Genomic DNA, 15,133 nt, shown 5'->3' with positions numbered 1-15,133 from the left:
ACAGCCCCGTCGGCGCGGTCGAGGCAGGTCAGTCGGCGCCGCGGGTCGCCAGCACGCCGTGGAACGCGTCGGGCACCTCGACGGGCGGACCGTCGGGCCGCCACCGGGCGACCGGCACGATCCCGTCCTCCGTCGGCGCCCACCGGCCCAGAAGCGGCGCGAACGACGACGGCGGTCGCATCCGGAACGCCGGACCCATCATCGCCAGGGCCTCCGGATGAGCCGCCAGCTCCTCGGTGTCGAAGTCCACCGCCAGCAGGCTGCCCGGCGCCGCCGCGGCGTACAGCTCGTCGAGGGTGCGGGTCAGGGTGTCGTCGTCGAGGAACGCGGCGAGCCCGAGGAACACGACCCCGACGGGCCGCCGGCCCCAACCCGGGACGAAACGGTGTAACTGCGCCGGGTCGATGGTGCCGATGTCGGTGGCGTCGCCGTAGCCGTAGCCGGCCCGGTCGCTGCCCGCGAGAATGCGCTGCCCCAGCCGGATGGTGACCGGGTCGACGTCGGTGTAGAGGACCGTGGCGTCGGAGGCGACCTCGTGCACGTTGCCCATCGTCGGCACCCCCGCGCCGAAGACCAGGAACCCGTCCACGCCCTGCGCGGCCATGGCCCGCACCGTCCGGCCGAGGAAGGCCCGCAGCTCCCGGAACACCGGAGCACACGGCCCGTACGCCTGCTCGAAGGCGGTCGCGGCGCCCACGTCGACCGGGAAGTGGTGCTCCCCGCCGAGCCAGTAGTCGATCATGCGAGCGGTGCTCGGCTGCTCCGGTTCCCCCATCGACGACGCTCCCTCCCCGGCTGACCGTCGTCAGCGTACCGACCCGGACGTCCTGGGCGGTATCGCTCCGCCGAGCCGTTCCCGCCCGTGATACTGAGCGCGGCGGGAGGTGGCCGGTGAACTCGGCGAACAGCGCGGCGGTGGTGGTCGGCGTGGACGGCTCGGAGCCGTCCCTGCGCGCGGTGCGCCTCGCCGCCGCGGAGGCCACCCGCCGACGCCGGCCGCTGCGCGTGGTGCACGGGTTCATCTGGCCGCTGCTGCACGTGCCCGTCTCCCCCGCACCGGACGCGCCACCCGGTGGCGGGCTGCGCCACCAGGCCGAGGAACTGGTCGCCGCCGCGGTGCGGGAGGCCGAGGCGACCGCACCCGGGCTGGCGGTCTCCGGCGAGATCATCGACGGTGAGGCCGCCGCGGTGCTGGTGGGCGAATCCCCCGCCGCCGCGCTCATCGTGCTCGGCGACCGGGGGCTGGGCGGCTTCGCCTCCCTGGTGGTCGGCTCGGTGGCGGTGCAGGTCGCCGCGTACGCCGACTGCCCGGTGCTGGTGGCCCGCGGCGCCGAACGCCCCGACGAGCCGGTGCTGGTCGGAATGGACGGCTCGGCGGCGGCGAAGCTCGCCGCCGAGTTCGCCGCCGAGACCGCCGTGGCGCGTGGCGTCCCGCTGGTGGCGGTGCACGCCTACCGGCACCCGGCCAGCACCGGCCCCGGCGACATGCAACCCCTGGTGTACGACGAGGCGCGGCTGCACGACACGGAGGACGAGGTGCTCGCCGGTTCGCTGGCCGGACTGACCGAGCGTCACCCGGGGCTGCGGCTGATCCGGCGGGCGGTGCACGGCCGGCCCGGCGCCGTGCTCGCCGAGGCGTCCGGCTCCGCCCAACTGGTGGTCGTGGGCGGGCAGGGGCGCGGCGAGGTGAGCGGGTTGCTGCTGGGGTCGGTGAGCCAGTCGGTGCTGCACCACGCGCAGTGCCCCGTCGTCGTGGTGCGCGCCTCGCGCTGAGACCGGGAATGGGCCGCCGCCGGACGGGTAGACGGGCGCGTACGCCAACGGCGACGAAGGAGGCAGCAGATGCCAGGACCACGGCCGGGCAGCAACGCGTACGACAAGCAGCGGGCGCGGATACGTAACGCGATCGACGATTCCGGACGGCGGGTGCCCGACGGCAAGGCCAACCAGGTCGCGAACAGGATCCTGCAGGAGGATCGCGGCCAGCGGGGCGTGGTGCGCGGCGAGCGCACGTACGGCCCCAAGGGAGAACGCGAACCGGGCGACCCGAAATGAGGAGAGTCGACCTGGCCGACGGCGCCATCGCGGGCGCCGTCGGCAGCACCGCGCTGAACGTGGTCAGCTACCTGGACATGGCCCTGCGGGCGCGGCCGGCGAGCAGCACCCCGGAGGCCACCGTGGACCGGTTGGCCGGGATCGCGCACGTGGACCTGGGGTCCGGGGACCGGGCGGCCAACCGCCGCTCGGGCCTCGGCCCGCTGATCGGCTACGGGCTGGGCATCGCCGCGGGCGTCGCGTTCGCGCTCTACGCCAGTGGCCGGCGGCAGCCGCTGCCGATGGCCACCGGCGTGCTCGGCGCAGGTGTGATGACCATGACCGACGGGTCCATCACCGCGCTGGGCATCAGCGATCCGCGCACGTGGCGCCGTTCCGACTGGATCTCCGACATCATCCCGCACCTGGCGTACGGACTGACGGCCGCCGCCACCTGGAACAGGTTGCGGCGGCCGTCAGGTCGAGGCCGTTAGGCCCGGGTGTCGCTGTCGTCCTCGGCGATCGGCTCACCGGCCGGGCCGTACGGCGACACCTGGCCCTTCGGCACCGGCCGACCCTCGTCCCCACGGGACGAGCCGCGGTTGAGCGGGTGCCCCGTCGGCTTGGGCCCCTTGCTGTCCTGACTGGTGGCGCCCTTGGCGTTACGCCGGAACTCCTCCTGCTGCGGGTTGACCACGGGTGTCTCCCTCCGGGTACGGCAGGCGGCCATCGACCGCCTCCACCACAGGCATACCCGCCCGACCCGGCGGCATTCCGGACCCGCCGCCGACGGAAGGGCTAGCCGCCGGCCGGGCGGGTACCCACCGGACGTGGGCGACGACCGAACCGTGGCGCGGGTCCTGCTGGACCGACACCACGACACGTACGCGGAGCAGGCCGGCATCCGGCTGTCGGACCGACCCGGGCCGCTGTACCAGCTGCTGGTGCTGGCCACCCTGCTGAGCACCCGGATCCGGGCGTGCGTGGCCGTGGACGCCGCCCGCGAGCTGTTCGCCGCCGGCTACCGCACACCGCAGGCGATGGAGGCGGCCAGCTGGCAGCAGCGGGTGGACGCGCTGGGCCGGGGCCACTACCGCCGCTACGACGAGCGGACGGCCACCATGCTCGGCACCGGCGCCCGGCTGTGCCTGGACCGCTGGCACGGGGACCTGCGCAAGCTGCACCGGGAGGCCGAGGGTGATCCGGCGGGGCTGCGCCGGCGTCTCACCGAGTTTCCCGGCATCGGGCCCACCGGCGCGGACATCTACCTGCGCGAGGCGCAGACGGTCTGGTCCGACCTGCGCCCGTACGCCGACCGTCGGGCGCTCGCGGGGGCGAAGCGGCTGGGCCTGCCGGGCTCACCGGACAGGCTGGCCGGGCTGGTCGACGAGCCGGACTTCGGCCGGCTCGCCTCAGCGCTGGTCAGGGTGGCGCTCGGCGAGGAGTCCGCCGGCGAGGTCACCCGCGCCGCGCGCTGAGGCGCTCACTTCACGGTCTTGTCGCCCGGCCGGGTCAGGTGCCACACCAGCAGCGCGGCGAGCAGCGCCAGGACCACCACCCCGCCGGAGATGCCGCCACCCTCGTCGGGGCTGCGGCCGGCGCTGCCGAAGTAGATCACCGCGAGGCCGGCCAGCACGGTGACGAACGTACGCAAACCTCGGTCCTTCACGTCTCGCACCGTATGCGGCGCCCATCCGTTGCGGGGCGAATTCGGCGTAGTTGTCCCCCGTTCGGGTGGCGGGTAGGCGAACTCGGATCAGCGGTCGGTGACGAACCCGCTCAACCGCACCAGGCGGACCGCCCGGTCGGCGACCTCCACCACCTCCAGCGTCAGGCCCGGCACCCGCGCCGTCTCCCCCGGCCTGTCCGGCAGGTGACCCAGCCGCGCCAGCACCAGCCCGGCCACGGTGGTGTACTCCCTCGACAGCGGGAAACTCAGCCGCACCCCCAGGTCGGGCAGGTCGTGCAGCGGGAAGTCCCCGGGCACGAGCAGTGAACCGTCCCGCTCCCGGGTCACCCCCCGCACGTCGCGGTCGGTCTCGTCGTACAACTCGCCGACCACCTCGGCCAGCAGGTCCTCCAGCGTGACAATGCCGTCGATGCCGCCGTGTTCGTCGACCACCAGCGCCAACTGCTGGTGCTCCTGACGCAGCTGTCGCAACGCGTCGGAGACCGGCAGGGTGACCGGCAGCAGCAGTGGCGGGCGGACCCGCTCCCCCACCGTCCCGGCACCGGCCCGCACCAGGTCGCGGATGTGCACCACGCCGATCACCTCGTCCAGGCCACCCGGGCCGGTGACCGGCGCCCGGGATCGGCCGGCAGCCGCGAGGGCGCGTACCCCCTCGTCGGCGGCGAGGCTGGCCGGCAGGGTGGTCACCTCCCGCCGCGCCACGAGGATCTCCCGTAGCGTCCGCCCGGCGATGTCGAACGCGCCGGTCAGGATCTCCCGCTGCTGGGACGACAGGCCGCGCTGGCTGACCAGCATCTCCCGCAGTTCCTCCTCGGTCATCTCCTCCCGGCTGGCGCGCGGGTCGCCGCCGGCCAGCCGGACCACCGCGTCGGTGGTGCGGCTCAACAGCCAGACCGCCGGGCGGGACAGTCGTGCGAGCAGGTCCAGCGGGCCGGCGCTGAGCAGCGCCCAGCGCTCCGCGCGCTGCATGGCCAGCCGCTTCGGGGCCAGTTCGCCGAGCACGAGCGTGACGAAGGTCAGCGCCACCGTCACCAGCACCACCGAGGTGGGGCGGGCCGCCGCGCCGAGGAAGCTCAGCGGGGCGACCAGCGGCTCGGCCAGCGACACCGCGGCCGCCGCCGAGGCGAGGAACCCGGCCAGGGTGATGCCGAGCTGGATGGTGGCCAGGTAGCGGTTCGGGTCATGGGTGAGCTGGACCAGGCGGTTGCCGGCGCTGGTCCGTCGACCCAGTCGCCGCAGCTGCCCCTCGCGCAGCGTCACCAGCGCCATCTCACTGCCGGACAGCGCGGCGTTGACCAGCACCAGCACGGCCACCAGCGCCAACTGCCCGAGCTGAACGCCCATCGCGTACCCCCGTCCGCCGCCGCCTCAGGTCACTCAACCGCAGCGGGGGCGGCTTCGGGTCCGGTTTGCGCCCGCCCGGGCCGTCCTCAGTCGGTCTCCAGGTCGTCCAGCGAGATGGCGTGGGTCATCAGCCACCGTGCCAGCGCCGACATGCCGAACAGCCACAGCGGGGCTGACTCGGTGGGACCGTTGGTCGCGTAGATGGCGAACCGCAGGTCCGGGGCGCGGTACGCCTCGATCCGCCACCGGTGCTGCCGGTCCCGCCAGACCGCCGAAGGGTCCATGGCGTCACCGTAGGTGACCGCCGCAGGTGCGGTGGCCGGTTGGCCGGGTCAGCCCGGCACGACCGTCCCGCCGAGCAGGTGCCGTGTCCCCTCGACCAGCAGGGCGAGGCCGATGCCGCCGAGCACCAGCCAACCGAGACCGCGCCAGCCGGAGCCGCGACCGGCCACCGGTGCCGGCGGCGGTCGCCAGATCTCCCGGTACGACCAGATCAGCACACCCACCCCGAACGGCAGGAGCCCGACCCAGAACCAGAACCACCGGGTGCCGGCCCTCGGTGGCGCACCGGTGACCAACCTGGCCAGCCAGAGCAGGGTCAGCGCGGCGGCCAGCAGGGCTGCGGCGTCGGCGATGCGGTGCGCGAGGGCGCCGTCGGCGTGCCACGGGCCGGCGACCTGGGTGAGCCGAGCGTCCCGACTGCCCGGCTGGTGGTCAGCCGGCGTGCCCGACGCGGCCGGGTCCGGGGCAGGCGGATCGACGTAGGCGTAGCGGGTCTGACCGGTCGGCACGGTCCAGGCGACCACACCGCCGTCCGCCCCGTGGTGCAGATACGGTCGGCTGCCCCAGTACGCGTCGTCGTCGGTCCACCCGTACGCCCGTTGGAAGGTCACCACCCGGCCGCTCGCCAGATCCCGGTCGAGTTGCTCCGCCGTCGCCTCGCGCGGCTCCACCCACCAGGCCAGACCCGCCCACAGCAGCCAGAGCACCGGCAGCCCCCAGCGCAGCGCCGCCGCAACGACGGCACCCCACCGAATGCCCGACGGCCGCGACGGCCCTGGTTCGATCACTCCGCCACGGTCGCACCCGGGCGCAATCCTGTCAGCCCCCGGCTCAGGGCGGCGTGCTCAGCCGACGACGATCCGGGCGTCGTCCGGCAGTCGACGGGTCGCGCCCCGGCGGTCCAGCAGTTCCAGCAGCGGCACCGCCACCCGGCGGGTGGTGTCCAGCGCCTGACGGGCCGCGGAGAGGGTGAACGGTTGGGGCAGCCCGGCCAGCACCCGCACCGCGTCGTCGAGCGCGTCGGGCAGCAGCACCACGGTGTCGGCCAGCCGCAGCAACGCCCCGGCGCGCACGGCGGCCCCGATCTCACGGGGGCCCAGGCCGAGGTCGACGAGGCGGTCCGCTTCGGGGGCCCGGAACGGACGGTCGCCGTACTCGTCCCGGACCCGCTGCACGGCCCGGGCCACCGGCTCGGGCAGGGCGTTGGCACTCGCCGTGCCGACCCGGCCGGCGCGGATCCGCAGCGGCGGCCGGACCAGCGCCTCGACCAGCACCCGGTCGGGCAGCGCGAGACGCTGACGCAACGCGTCCACCGGCATGCCGGGCTCCAGCGGGTGCTCGCGGGAGTGGCGCGCGACCTCCTCGATCAACTGTTCGCCGAGTCGCCGCCAGTGCCCGGGGTCGGCCAGCCAGTCACCGGCCACCGGGGCCGCCTGCACCGGCACACCCATCCGGAGCAGCGCGCCGGCCCGGATCAGACGGCGGCGGCGCAGCTCCCCGGCCACGTCGGGCCGACCGTCCAAGCCGGCCAGGACCTGCGCGCGGGCGGCGGCCGCGCCCCGGCGGGCCAGCGGCGGCGGCGCCACGTCCAGCACCCGCACCCCACCGGCCACGTGGCGCCGGCCCGGGTCGCGCAGCAGCGCCCGGTCGCCGACCAGCAGCGGCAGCGGCCGGGCCAACCGGAGCCGGACGGTGTCCGGGCCGAGCGGGCGGACCCGCGCCGGCACCGCCGCCGACCCGATGTGCAGGGTGAGGGTGGCCGGCAGGTCAGCCGCCGGGTCGCCGGTGAGCCGGACGTCGACGAGGTCACTGTGGTGGAACCGGCCCGGGGTGAGCAGCGCGTCGCCGCGGCCGAGCCGGTCGCGGGGTGTGCCGCGCAGGTTGACCGCCACCCGGGCGACCGCCTCCGCCTCCGGCCGGGCCTGGCCGAGGGAGTGCAGGCCGCGGACGCGGACCGGTTCGTCGGCTCCGGCCAGCTCCAACTCGTCGCCGACCCGCAGACGGCCGGCGCCGAGCGTGCCGGTGACCACCGTGCCGCTGCCCCGCACGGTGAAGCTGCGGTCCACCCAGAGCCGGACCGGATCGCCCAGGGTGGGGGCGGGCAGTCGGGCGGCGAGCCGGTCCAGGGCGGCCCGCAGCTCCGGCAGGCCGGCGCCGGTCAGTCCGCTGACCGCCACCGTCTCCACCGCGCCGAGGCTGGTCGCCGCGATCTCCGCCCGCGCCCGCGCCGTGGCCGGCCCGGGATCGGCCAGGTCCGCGCGCGTCACCGCGAGCAGGCCGTACGCGACGCCGAGCGCGTCCAGCGCGGCCAGGTGCTCGGCGGACTGCGGCATCCACCCCTCGTCCGCGGCGACCACGATCAGCGCCGCCGGCACCGGTCCGACCCCGGCCAGCATGTTCGGTACGAAACGCTCGTGCCCGGGTACGTCGACGAAGGCGAGCGTGCCGCCCGACGGCAGCGTCGCCCAGGCGAAGCCCAGGTCGATCGTCATCCCCCGGCGGCGTTCCTCGGCCCACCGGTCGGGCTCCATCCCCGTCAACGCCCGGACCAGGGTCGACTTACCGTGGTCGACGTGCCCGGCGGTCGCGACGACGAACACGGTCAGTCGTCCCCGGGTACGCGCAGCACGGCCGCCCGGACCGCGTCGTCGGCGTCGGCGGGCACGCAGCGCAGGTCGAGCAGCAGCCGGCCCCGCACGACCCGACCGAGCACCGGCTGGTCCCCGGTGCGCAGGGGCTGGGCGTACCGCTCGGGCAGGCTCAGCGCCCAGGAATCCAGTTCCACGCCGGGGGCGCCGCCGCCACCGACGACGGCGATCGCCGGCACCACCTCCGCCTTGCGACCGTCCGCGCCGAGCAGGTCGCGCAGCCGCTCCACCCGCTGTCGCAGGACGCCCGGGTCGGCGTGCAGAGCCGTCCGGGTCGGTGTGTCCGGGCGGTGCAGGGTGGCGGCCAGCGCGGCCAGGGTGAGTTTGTCCACGCGCAGCGCCCGGGCCAGCGGATGGCGGCGCAGCAGGTCGACCAGCTCGGCGTCGCCGAGCAGCAGCCCGACCTGCGGGCCGCCGAGCAGTTTGTCGCCGCTGGCGGTGACCAGCGCGGCGCCGGCACGCAGGGTGCTGGCCGTGTCCGGTTCGTCGGGCAGCAGCGGATCCCCGGTGAGCAGCCCCGAGCCGATGTCGGCGACCACCGGCACGCCGAGGGTCGCCAACTGCCGCACCGGAGTGGCCGAGGTGAAGCCGGTGACCTGGAAGTTCGACGGGTGGACCTTGAGCACGAAACCGGTGTGCGGGCCGACCGCGGCGGCGTAGTCGGCGAGCGTGGTGCGGTTGGTGGTGCCCACCTCCCGCAGCCGGGCGCCGGTGCTCTCCAGCAGGTCGGGCAGGCGGAAGCCGTCGCCGATCTCGACCAGCTCGCCCCGGCTGACAACGATCTCCCGGCCGGCGGCCAGGGCGGTGGCGGCCAGCACCAGCGCGGCGGCGCCGTTGTTGACCACGTGCACGGCGCCCGCGTCGGGCACGGCGGCGGCCAGCGCGTCGAGCGCGTCGCGGCCCCGTCGGGCACGCCGCCCGGTGGTCAGGTCCAGCTCCACATCGGTGTGCCCGGCGGCGGCCACGACGGCGGCGACCGCGGTGGGTGACAGCGGCGCCCGGCCCAGGTTGGTGTGCAGCACGACACCGGTGGCGTTGAGCACCGCGCGTGGGCCGGGCGCGGGCAGCGCGGCGACGGCGGCGTCACGGACCTCGTCGGGGCTGATCTCGCCGCGCCGGGCCCGCTCCTGGGCGCCGGCGACGACCGCCTTGACGCGGTCGCGGCCGAGTGTCGCGATGGCCGCGGCGAGCCGTGGGTCGGCGAGGAGGGTGTCGGTGCGGGGCACCCGGCGTCGCGGGTCCACCGGCCCCTCGCCCATCACGTCATCTCCTGCCGCGCGTTGGCGGAGACGGACGGGAATCGAACCCGCCTGGCCCGGGTCCCGGACCACTCCGGTTTTGAAGACCGGGAGGGGCACCAGCCGCCTGAACGCCTCCACCGGACATTCGATCACAACGCGGGCGGGGCCGCCCGGTCAGGTGACAGATCCGCCCGTCGGGCGTCGACCCGCTCGCGTTGCGGGACCACCGTGTACCGGGGGTCGCGGGCGGAGGCGACGCCGCCGTAGAAGATCCCGAACCGGGTCGCGACCGACGCGACCAGCAACGCGACGCCGGAGACCCCGCCGATCACCCGACTGCGCCGGCCGAGCAGCGCGCCGGCCACCCCGACCGAGGTCAACAGTCGACCGGCGCGCAGCAGCCGACCGGGCCGGCCCAGCCGGTAGGGCTCGCTGAGCAGGCCGAGGCGGGTCTCCACGCGGTGCGCGCCGAACAGCTCCAGGGCCGCCCCGGCCACCGCCATCCGGCGGGCCGGCCCGGCCTGCGCCGGCGGCGCGGCGAGCAGACCCACACCGGCGCCGCTGGCCAGCGCGCTGCCCGCGAAGATCACCGGCAGTTCGGGGTACGCCTCGTGCCAGGACGGCACCGCCGTGTCGGCGAGCAGCACCCCGGTGTACGTGGCCAGCGCGGGCGCGGTGCCGGCGGCGAGCAACCCGGCGGCGTGACCGACGGGCGGCAGCGCTCGGCGGGCCATCCCGAGCAGCCCGTGCCGGGGCAGCCAGTCGGCGGCCTCGGCGATCGCGGCGACCCCGGCGGCCGGCCCGAAGGCGGTGAGGATCCAGGTGCCCATCGACATCGGCGAGGTCGGCTTCGCCACCCGCAGCATGTGGTGGAAGCGCGCCGGCCGGCCGAGGTCCTTGACCAGGAAGACGGCGCTGGCGCTGACGGCGGCCAGCGCGGTGACCCGACCGGCCCGGCGCAGTGCCGGGCGGCCGGTGAGCTGCCCGCCCGCGGCGAGCAGCGACGAGCCCGCGGCCAGCCCGCCGGTGAACAGGTACGCGGCGATGTCCCACTTCCAGACGGGCGCCTTCAGGACGGGTCGGCCGTAGTACGACGTGAACTCGGCCTCCGGCACCCGCAGCTCCTCCCCGCTACGGCGGCCACCACGCCGACGGCCGGACCGCCGCCCGGTCGAGTCGGCGCGCGAGGACCGGGAGTCGAGCTCGACCTGGGCGGCGGTGCCGTTCGGACCGCCGTTCGTGGTCGCCACGGTTTCACCGTTCCCGGTGGCCGCGGGGTTGCCCGCGGCGAGACGGTCGGGGCCTTCGGCGGCGAGACGGTCGCGGAAGCGGCGGAACAGCTCGCCCACCTCGGGGCGGTGTGGACTCACGAGGAACCTCCGACGAACGCGGCGACGGTCGCCGCCGCCATGGCGAGCGCGGCGAGGCCGGCGCGTTTCCACATCTTCGGCAGGTCGCGGGTGGTCACGATCGGGTCCGGTGGCAGGCCGTAGACCTCGGGCTCGTCGAGGAGCAGGAAGAACGCCCCGTCACCACCGACGCCGTCGTTCGGGTCGTGACCATAGAGCCGCGCCTCGGGCACTCCCCGCTCGTGCAACGTCGTCACCCGCGCGGCCGCCCGCTCCCGCAACTCCTCCAACGGCCCGTACTGGATCGACTCGGTCGGGCAGGCCTGCGCGCACGCCGGGGTCATCCCCGCGCCGAGCCGGTCGTAGCAGAGTGTGCACTTCCACGCCCGGCCGTCGTCCTTGCGTTGGTCGATGACGCCGTAGGGGCAGGCCGAGATGCAGTAGCCGCACCCGTTGCAGATGTCCTCCTGCACCACCACCGTGCCGAACTCGGTCCGGAACAACGAACCCGTCGGGCACACGTCCAGGCACGCCGCGTGCGTGCAGTGCTTGCACACGTCCGACATCATCAGCCACCGGAAATCCGTGCGCTGCTCCACGCCCGTGCCCCGCCCCGGCGGCTGCGCCCCCGGCATCCCCAGGAACTGCGGACCCGAGCCGGTGTCGCCCGGTCCCTGTCCAGGATGGAGCGGTTCAGGACCGGGGGCGATCGGGTCGCCGAGCACGTCGGCCGGCCCGCCGGCCATCCGGGCGGCGGCCGGCGGTGCACCCGTCGGCAATCCCGGGTCCGTGCCGGTCCGGTTGCCGGTGCCGGCCGCGACGGCGGCCGACGTCGCACTGACCGGAGCGCCGGTCGGCATCCCGGCGAACGGCGGGCTGCGGTGGCCCGCCGGAAGGGGCTGCTCGATGAACGCGACGTGCCGCCACGAGTTCGCGGTCAGCGCGCCCGTGTTGTCGTACGACATCCCGAGCAGGTCCAGGCCCGAGCCGGGCACCCCGTTCCACTCCTTGCAGGCCACCTCGCACGCCTTGCAGCCGATGCAGACGCTGGTGTCGGTGAAGAACCCCATCCGCGGCGGCGCGGACGACCAACCGGCGTCCGGTGCCGGGTCCAGCGGGCCGTACAGGCTGTTCGGGTCAGGAATCACCGCTTCCCTCCCCATCACTCTCGGTGGTGACCGCCGGGGCGTTCCGACCCGGGATGATGCCGGCGCGCCGCTGGTACTCGGCCACCAGGTCGAGCAGCGCCGCCCCGGTGGGCCGACGGCCGGGCCGTACGTCGCAGGTACCGATTTTGCTCTCCTGGATCAGGACGTTCGGGTCGAGGCTGATCCCGAACAGGTCGTTGGCCGAGTCACCGGTGACCAGGCCCTCGAACCCGAAGTGGTAGGGCAGCCAGAGCTGGTGGATGATCCGGCCGTCCACCCGCAGCGGGGTGAGGCGGTCGGTCACCAGCACCTTCGCCTCGATGACGGCGCGGCCACTGACCAGATGAGCCCAGCCGAGATGCGCCAGACCAGCCTCGGCAGCCAGTTCCGGGGAGACCTCGACGAACATCTCCGGTTGCAGCTCGGCCAGCGGGCGCACGGTCCGGCTCATCCCGCCGGCGGTGTGGTGCTCGGTGAGCCGGCTGACCGTGAAGACGTACGGGAACACCTGGCTGTGTTCCTCCGGCGGGCTCGGGTTCACCGAGTTCACCGGATGCGCGTACATCTTGCGGGTCGGGTTGGCCTGCTGCCGGTAGAGCGGGTTGCGCACCGGCGACTCGACCGGCTCGTAGTGGGTGGGCATCGGCCCGTCCAGGACTCCGCTGGGCGCGTACAGCCAACCCTTGCCATCGCCCTGCATGATGAACGGGTCGTCGCCGGCGATGCCCTCCGTTCCGGACGCCCCGGGCGGCGGCCGGTACGACGGCGGTTTGGTCTTCTCGAAGTCCGGCACGTCGTACCCGGTCCACTCGGCCTTCTTTGGGTCCCACCAGACGTACTTCTTACGCTCACTCCACGGCCTGCCCTCCGGGTCGGCGGAGGCGCGGTTGTAGAGGATCCGCCGGTTCGCCGGCCACGCCCAACCCCACTCCGCCGCCACCCAGTCCTGCTCGTGGCGGGACTTGCGCCGGGCGGCCTGGTTCACGCCGTCGGCGTACACGCCGGTGTAGATCCAGCAGCCGATCGCGGTGGAGCCGTCCGCGCGGGCCTCGCCGAAGCTCGACAGCGGTCGGCCGGTCGCCACGTCGTACCCGTTGATCTCGCGCAGCACCGCCTCGGCGCTCGGCTCCGCGTGCGGGCCGTGCGTCGGGTAGTCCCAGGTGAGGTCGAGCAGCGCCCGATCGCGTGGCAACGGCGAGTCGGCCAGCTTCTCGCGCAGCCTGCGCCCGAGGTGGTAGAAGAACCACAGCTCGGAGCGGGCGTCACCCGGCGGCTCGACGGCCTTCTCCCGCCACTGCAACAACCGCTGGGTCTGGGTGAAACTGCCCTCCTTCTCCACGTGCGAGGCAGCCGGAAGGAAGAACACCTCCGTCCGGCACTCCTCGGGAACGATCTCCCCGGTGGCCACCTCGGGGCCGTTCTGCCAGAACGTGGCGCTCTCGATCATGAACAGGTCCCGGACCACCAGCCAGTCGAGGTTGGCCATGCCGAGCCGTTGCGCCCGGCCGTGCGCCGAGCCGACCGCCGGGTTCTGCCCGAGCAGGAAGTACCCCTTGACCTTCCCGTCGATCATGTTCAACACCTGCTGGTACGTGCCATGATCGCCGGTCATCCGCGGCAGGTAGCCGTAGCAGTAGTCGTTCTCGGCCGTCGCCGCGTCACCCCAGTACGCCTTCAACAGGCTGGCGGCGAACGATCGGGCATTGCCCCAGAAGCCCTTCTGCCCCGGGTGCCGGATGCTGTCGACCCACTCGTCGAAAGTCGGGTGGTCGGCGTGGTGCGGCATCGGCAGGTAGCCGGGCAGCAGGTTGAACAGCGTCGGGATGTCGGTGGAACCCTGGATGCTCGCGTGGCCGCGCAGCGCCATCACGCCGCCGCCGGGGCGGCCCATGTTGCCGAGCAGCAGTTGGATGATGGCGCCGGTGCGGATGTACTGCACCCCCACGCTGTGCTGCGTCCAGCCGACCGAGTAGATCAGCATGCCGGTGCGGTCCCGACCGGAGTTCGCCGTCCACGCCTCACAGAGTTCGAGGAACTTCTCTTGCGGGATACCGCAGACCCGCTCCACCATCTCCGGGGTGTAGCGCGCGAAGTGCCGCTTGAGGATCTGGTAGACGCAGCGGGGGTGCTGCAACGTCTCATCCCGCCTGGTCTGACCGCCCACCTCCGCGCCGTGCGACTCGTGCCGCAGGCCGGCGGCGGAATCCCGCTCCTTGGCGGTGTGTCCACTGCCGGAGGAGCTCTCGTGCCCCTCGTACTGCCAGCTGTCCTGCACGTAGCTGCCGGTCTCCGGGTCGAAGCCCGAGAAGAAGCCGTCACCGTCCTCGGTGTCGCTGAACTGCTCGCTGACGATCGTCGCCGCGTTGGTGTACGAGAGCACGTACTCCCGGAAGTCGAGCTCGTTGTCCAGGATGTACCGCACCACCCCACCCAGCAGGGCGATGTCACTGCCCGCACGGATCGGCAGGTACGAGTCGGCCACCGCGCTGGTTCGCGTGAACCTCGGGTCGACGTGGAAGACCTTGGCGCCGCGCCGCTTGGCCTCCATCACCCACTGGAAACCCACCGGGTGCGCCTCGGCCATGTTCGAGCCCTGAATGACGATGACGTCAGCGTTGGCGATGTCCTGCTGGAAGTCCGTCGCACCGCCACGACCGAAGCTGGCCCCCAGACCGGGGACGGTGGCGGAGTGTCAAATACGGGCCTGGTTCTCGATCTGGAGTGCCCCCATCGCGGTGAACAACTTCTTGATGAGGTAGTTCTCCTCGTTGTCCAGCGTCGCCCCACCCAGACTGGAGATACCCAGCGTCCGGTTCAGCGGCCGGCCCTGCGCGTCGACGTCCTCCCAGGTCTGCTCGCGGGCGGCGAGAATCCGGTCGGCGATCATGTCGACCGCGGTGTCGAGCTCCAGATCCTCCCACTGCGTCGAGTACGGCCGGCGGTAGCGCACCGTCGTCTGCCGCAGCGGACTGGTCACCAGGCTCTTGCTGGCCGCGCCCTTCGGGCAGAGCCGACCCCGCGAGATCGGGCTGTCCGGGTCGCCCTCGATCTGGGTGACCTGACCGTCCTTGACGAACACCCGCTGACCGCAACCCACAGCGCAGTACGGGCAGACCGAGCGGGCCACACTGTCGGCATCCTCGGTACGGGCGGTCAACTCCGCCGAGCGGGCGGACTGCGCGGCCGCGCCCCGGCCCAGCGGATCGGTGCCGGTCAGCTGCCGGTAGACCGGCCAACCCTCGATGAAGGTCCGCAGACCCATCCCCCGACACCCCCTCCCACGCGAGCGACCCTCTGAACATAGGTCAACCGAGTCAGGTTCGCGAACCGAGGGATCACCGTCCGGCACAGACAGCGCCGCCCCCGGCCTTGTGGGCCGGGGGCGGCGCTGGTGTCG

At 74.0% G+C, this 15,133-nt stretch carries 14 protein-coding genes, 1 tRNA gene and 1 pseudogene; 4 read left to right on the top strand and 12 right to left on the bottom strand.

The window, feature by feature from the left end; translation table 11 throughout:
- Positions 1–28 precede the first annotated feature (28 nt).
- Positions 29–775, bottom strand: coding sequence for an SAM-dependent methyltransferase (locus ACTWLT_RS30385; RefSeq protein ID WP_445321307.1), 747 nt, complete (start codon positions 773–775; stop codon positions 29–31).
- Between the two features lie 116 nt (positions 776–891).
- Here ACTWLT_RS30385 and ACTWLT_RS30380 point away from each other — a divergent pair, with 116 nt between their 5' ends.
- From ACTWLT_RS30380 to ACTWLT_RS30370, 3 genes are all read left to right on the top strand, one after another.
- A complete protein-coding gene (locus ACTWLT_RS30380; protein ID WP_445321306.1) occupies positions 892–1,773 on the top strand; it encodes a universal stress protein in 882 nt (293 codons plus the stop codon).
- Between the two features lie 69 nt (positions 1,774–1,842).
- Complete coding sequence (locus tag ACTWLT_RS30375) at positions 1,843–2,055, top strand: phosphatidylethanolamine-binding protein (protein WP_252415712.1); 213 nt, start codon at positions 1,843–1,845, stop codon at positions 2,053–2,055.
- Complete coding sequence (locus ACTWLT_RS30370; RefSeq protein WP_445321305.1) at positions 2,052–2,528, top strand: hypothetical protein; 477 nt, start codon at positions 2,052–2,054, stop codon at positions 2,526–2,528. Before ACTWLT_RS30375 ends, ACTWLT_RS30370 begins: the two co-directional genes overlap by 4 nt.
- Here the strand turns inward: ACTWLT_RS30370 and ACTWLT_RS30365 are convergent.
- On the bottom strand, positions 2,525–2,731 hold the full coding sequence (locus ACTWLT_RS30365) for a hypothetical protein (RefSeq protein ID WP_252415710.1): 207 nt from the start codon (positions 2,729–2,731) through the stop codon (positions 2,525–2,527). The two genes, ACTWLT_RS30370 and ACTWLT_RS30365, sit on opposite strands and share 4 nt — an antisense overlap.
- Positions 2,732–2,864: 133 nt before the next feature.
- Between ACTWLT_RS30365 and ACTWLT_RS30360 the strand changes: the two genes are divergently transcribed.
- On the top strand, positions 2,865–3,512 hold the full coding sequence (locus ACTWLT_RS30360; protein ID WP_445321304.1) for an HhH-GDP family DNA glycosylase: 648 nt from the start codon (positions 2,865–2,867) through the stop codon (positions 3,510–3,512).
- 5 nt (positions 3,513–3,517) lie between these two features.
- Here the strand turns inward: ACTWLT_RS30360 and ACTWLT_RS30355 are convergent, their stop codons facing one another.
- The 10 genes and pseudogenes from ACTWLT_RS30355 to fdh form a co-directional block, all read right to left on the bottom strand.
- On the bottom strand, positions 3,518–3,703 hold the full coding sequence (locus tag ACTWLT_RS30355; RefSeq protein ID WP_252415767.1) for a hypothetical protein: 186 nt from the start codon (positions 3,701–3,703) through the stop codon (positions 3,518–3,520).
- 87 nt (positions 3,704–3,790) lie between these two features.
- Positions 3,791–5,068 (bottom strand): hemolysin family protein, encoded by a 1,278-nt coding sequence (locus tag ACTWLT_RS30350; protein WP_445321303.1) that lies wholly within the window; start codon positions 5,066–5,068, stop codon positions 3,791–3,793.
- A gap of 86 nt (positions 5,069–5,154) precedes the next feature.
- Positions 5,155–5,352 (bottom strand): hypothetical protein, encoded by a 198-nt coding sequence (locus ACTWLT_RS30345; RefSeq protein WP_089022155.1) that lies wholly within the window; start codon positions 5,350–5,352, stop codon positions 5,155–5,157.
- 48 nt (positions 5,353–5,400) lie between these two features.
- Positions 5,401–6,138, bottom strand: a complete 738-nt coding sequence (locus ACTWLT_RS30340; protein ID WP_445321302.1) for a hypothetical protein — start codon at positions 6,136–6,138, stop codon at positions 5,401–5,403.
- A 57-nt stretch (positions 6,139–6,195) separates the two neighbouring features.
- Positions 6,196–7,950: a selenocysteine-specific translation elongation factor gene (gene selB, locus ACTWLT_RS30335; protein ID WP_445321301.1), complete on the bottom strand. Its 1,755-nt coding sequence runs from the start codon at positions 7,948–7,950 to the stop codon at positions 6,196–6,198.
- Between the two features lie 2 nt (positions 7,951–7,952).
- Positions 7,953–9,257 (bottom strand): L-seryl-tRNA(Sec) selenium transferase, encoded by a 1,305-nt coding sequence (selA, locus tag ACTWLT_RS30330; protein ID WP_445321300.1) that lies wholly within the window; start codon positions 9,255–9,257, stop codon positions 7,953–7,955.
- Between the two features lie 22 nt (positions 9,258–9,279).
- A tRNA-Sec gene (locus ACTWLT_RS30325) sits at positions 9,280–9,375 on the bottom strand.
- 13 nt (positions 9,376–9,388) lie between these two features.
- Entirely contained in the window at positions 9,389–10,609 is a 1,221-nt protein-coding gene (gene nrfD / locus ACTWLT_RS30320) for an NrfD/PsrC family molybdoenzyme membrane anchor subunit (protein WP_445321299.1), read from the bottom strand.
- Complete coding sequence (locus ACTWLT_RS30315) at positions 10,606–11,733, bottom strand: 4Fe-4S dicluster domain-containing protein (RefSeq protein WP_445321323.1); 1,128 nt, start codon at positions 11,731–11,733, stop codon at positions 10,606–10,608. The genes nrfD and ACTWLT_RS30315 overlap by 4 nt, the downstream gene beginning before the upstream one ends.
- A 13-nt stretch (positions 11,734–11,746) precedes the next feature.
- Positions 11,747–14,998 (bottom strand): annotated as a pseudogene (fdh, locus tag ACTWLT_RS30310) (formate dehydrogenase); the annotation flags it as partial.
- Positions 14,999–15,133: the final 135 nt, after the last annotated feature.

The sequence above is a fragment of the Micromonospora yongxingensis genome, from assembly GCF_052601155.1.
Note: the sequence above shows the minus strand (reverse complement) of the source record. Positions and strands in the feature narration are given on the sequence as shown.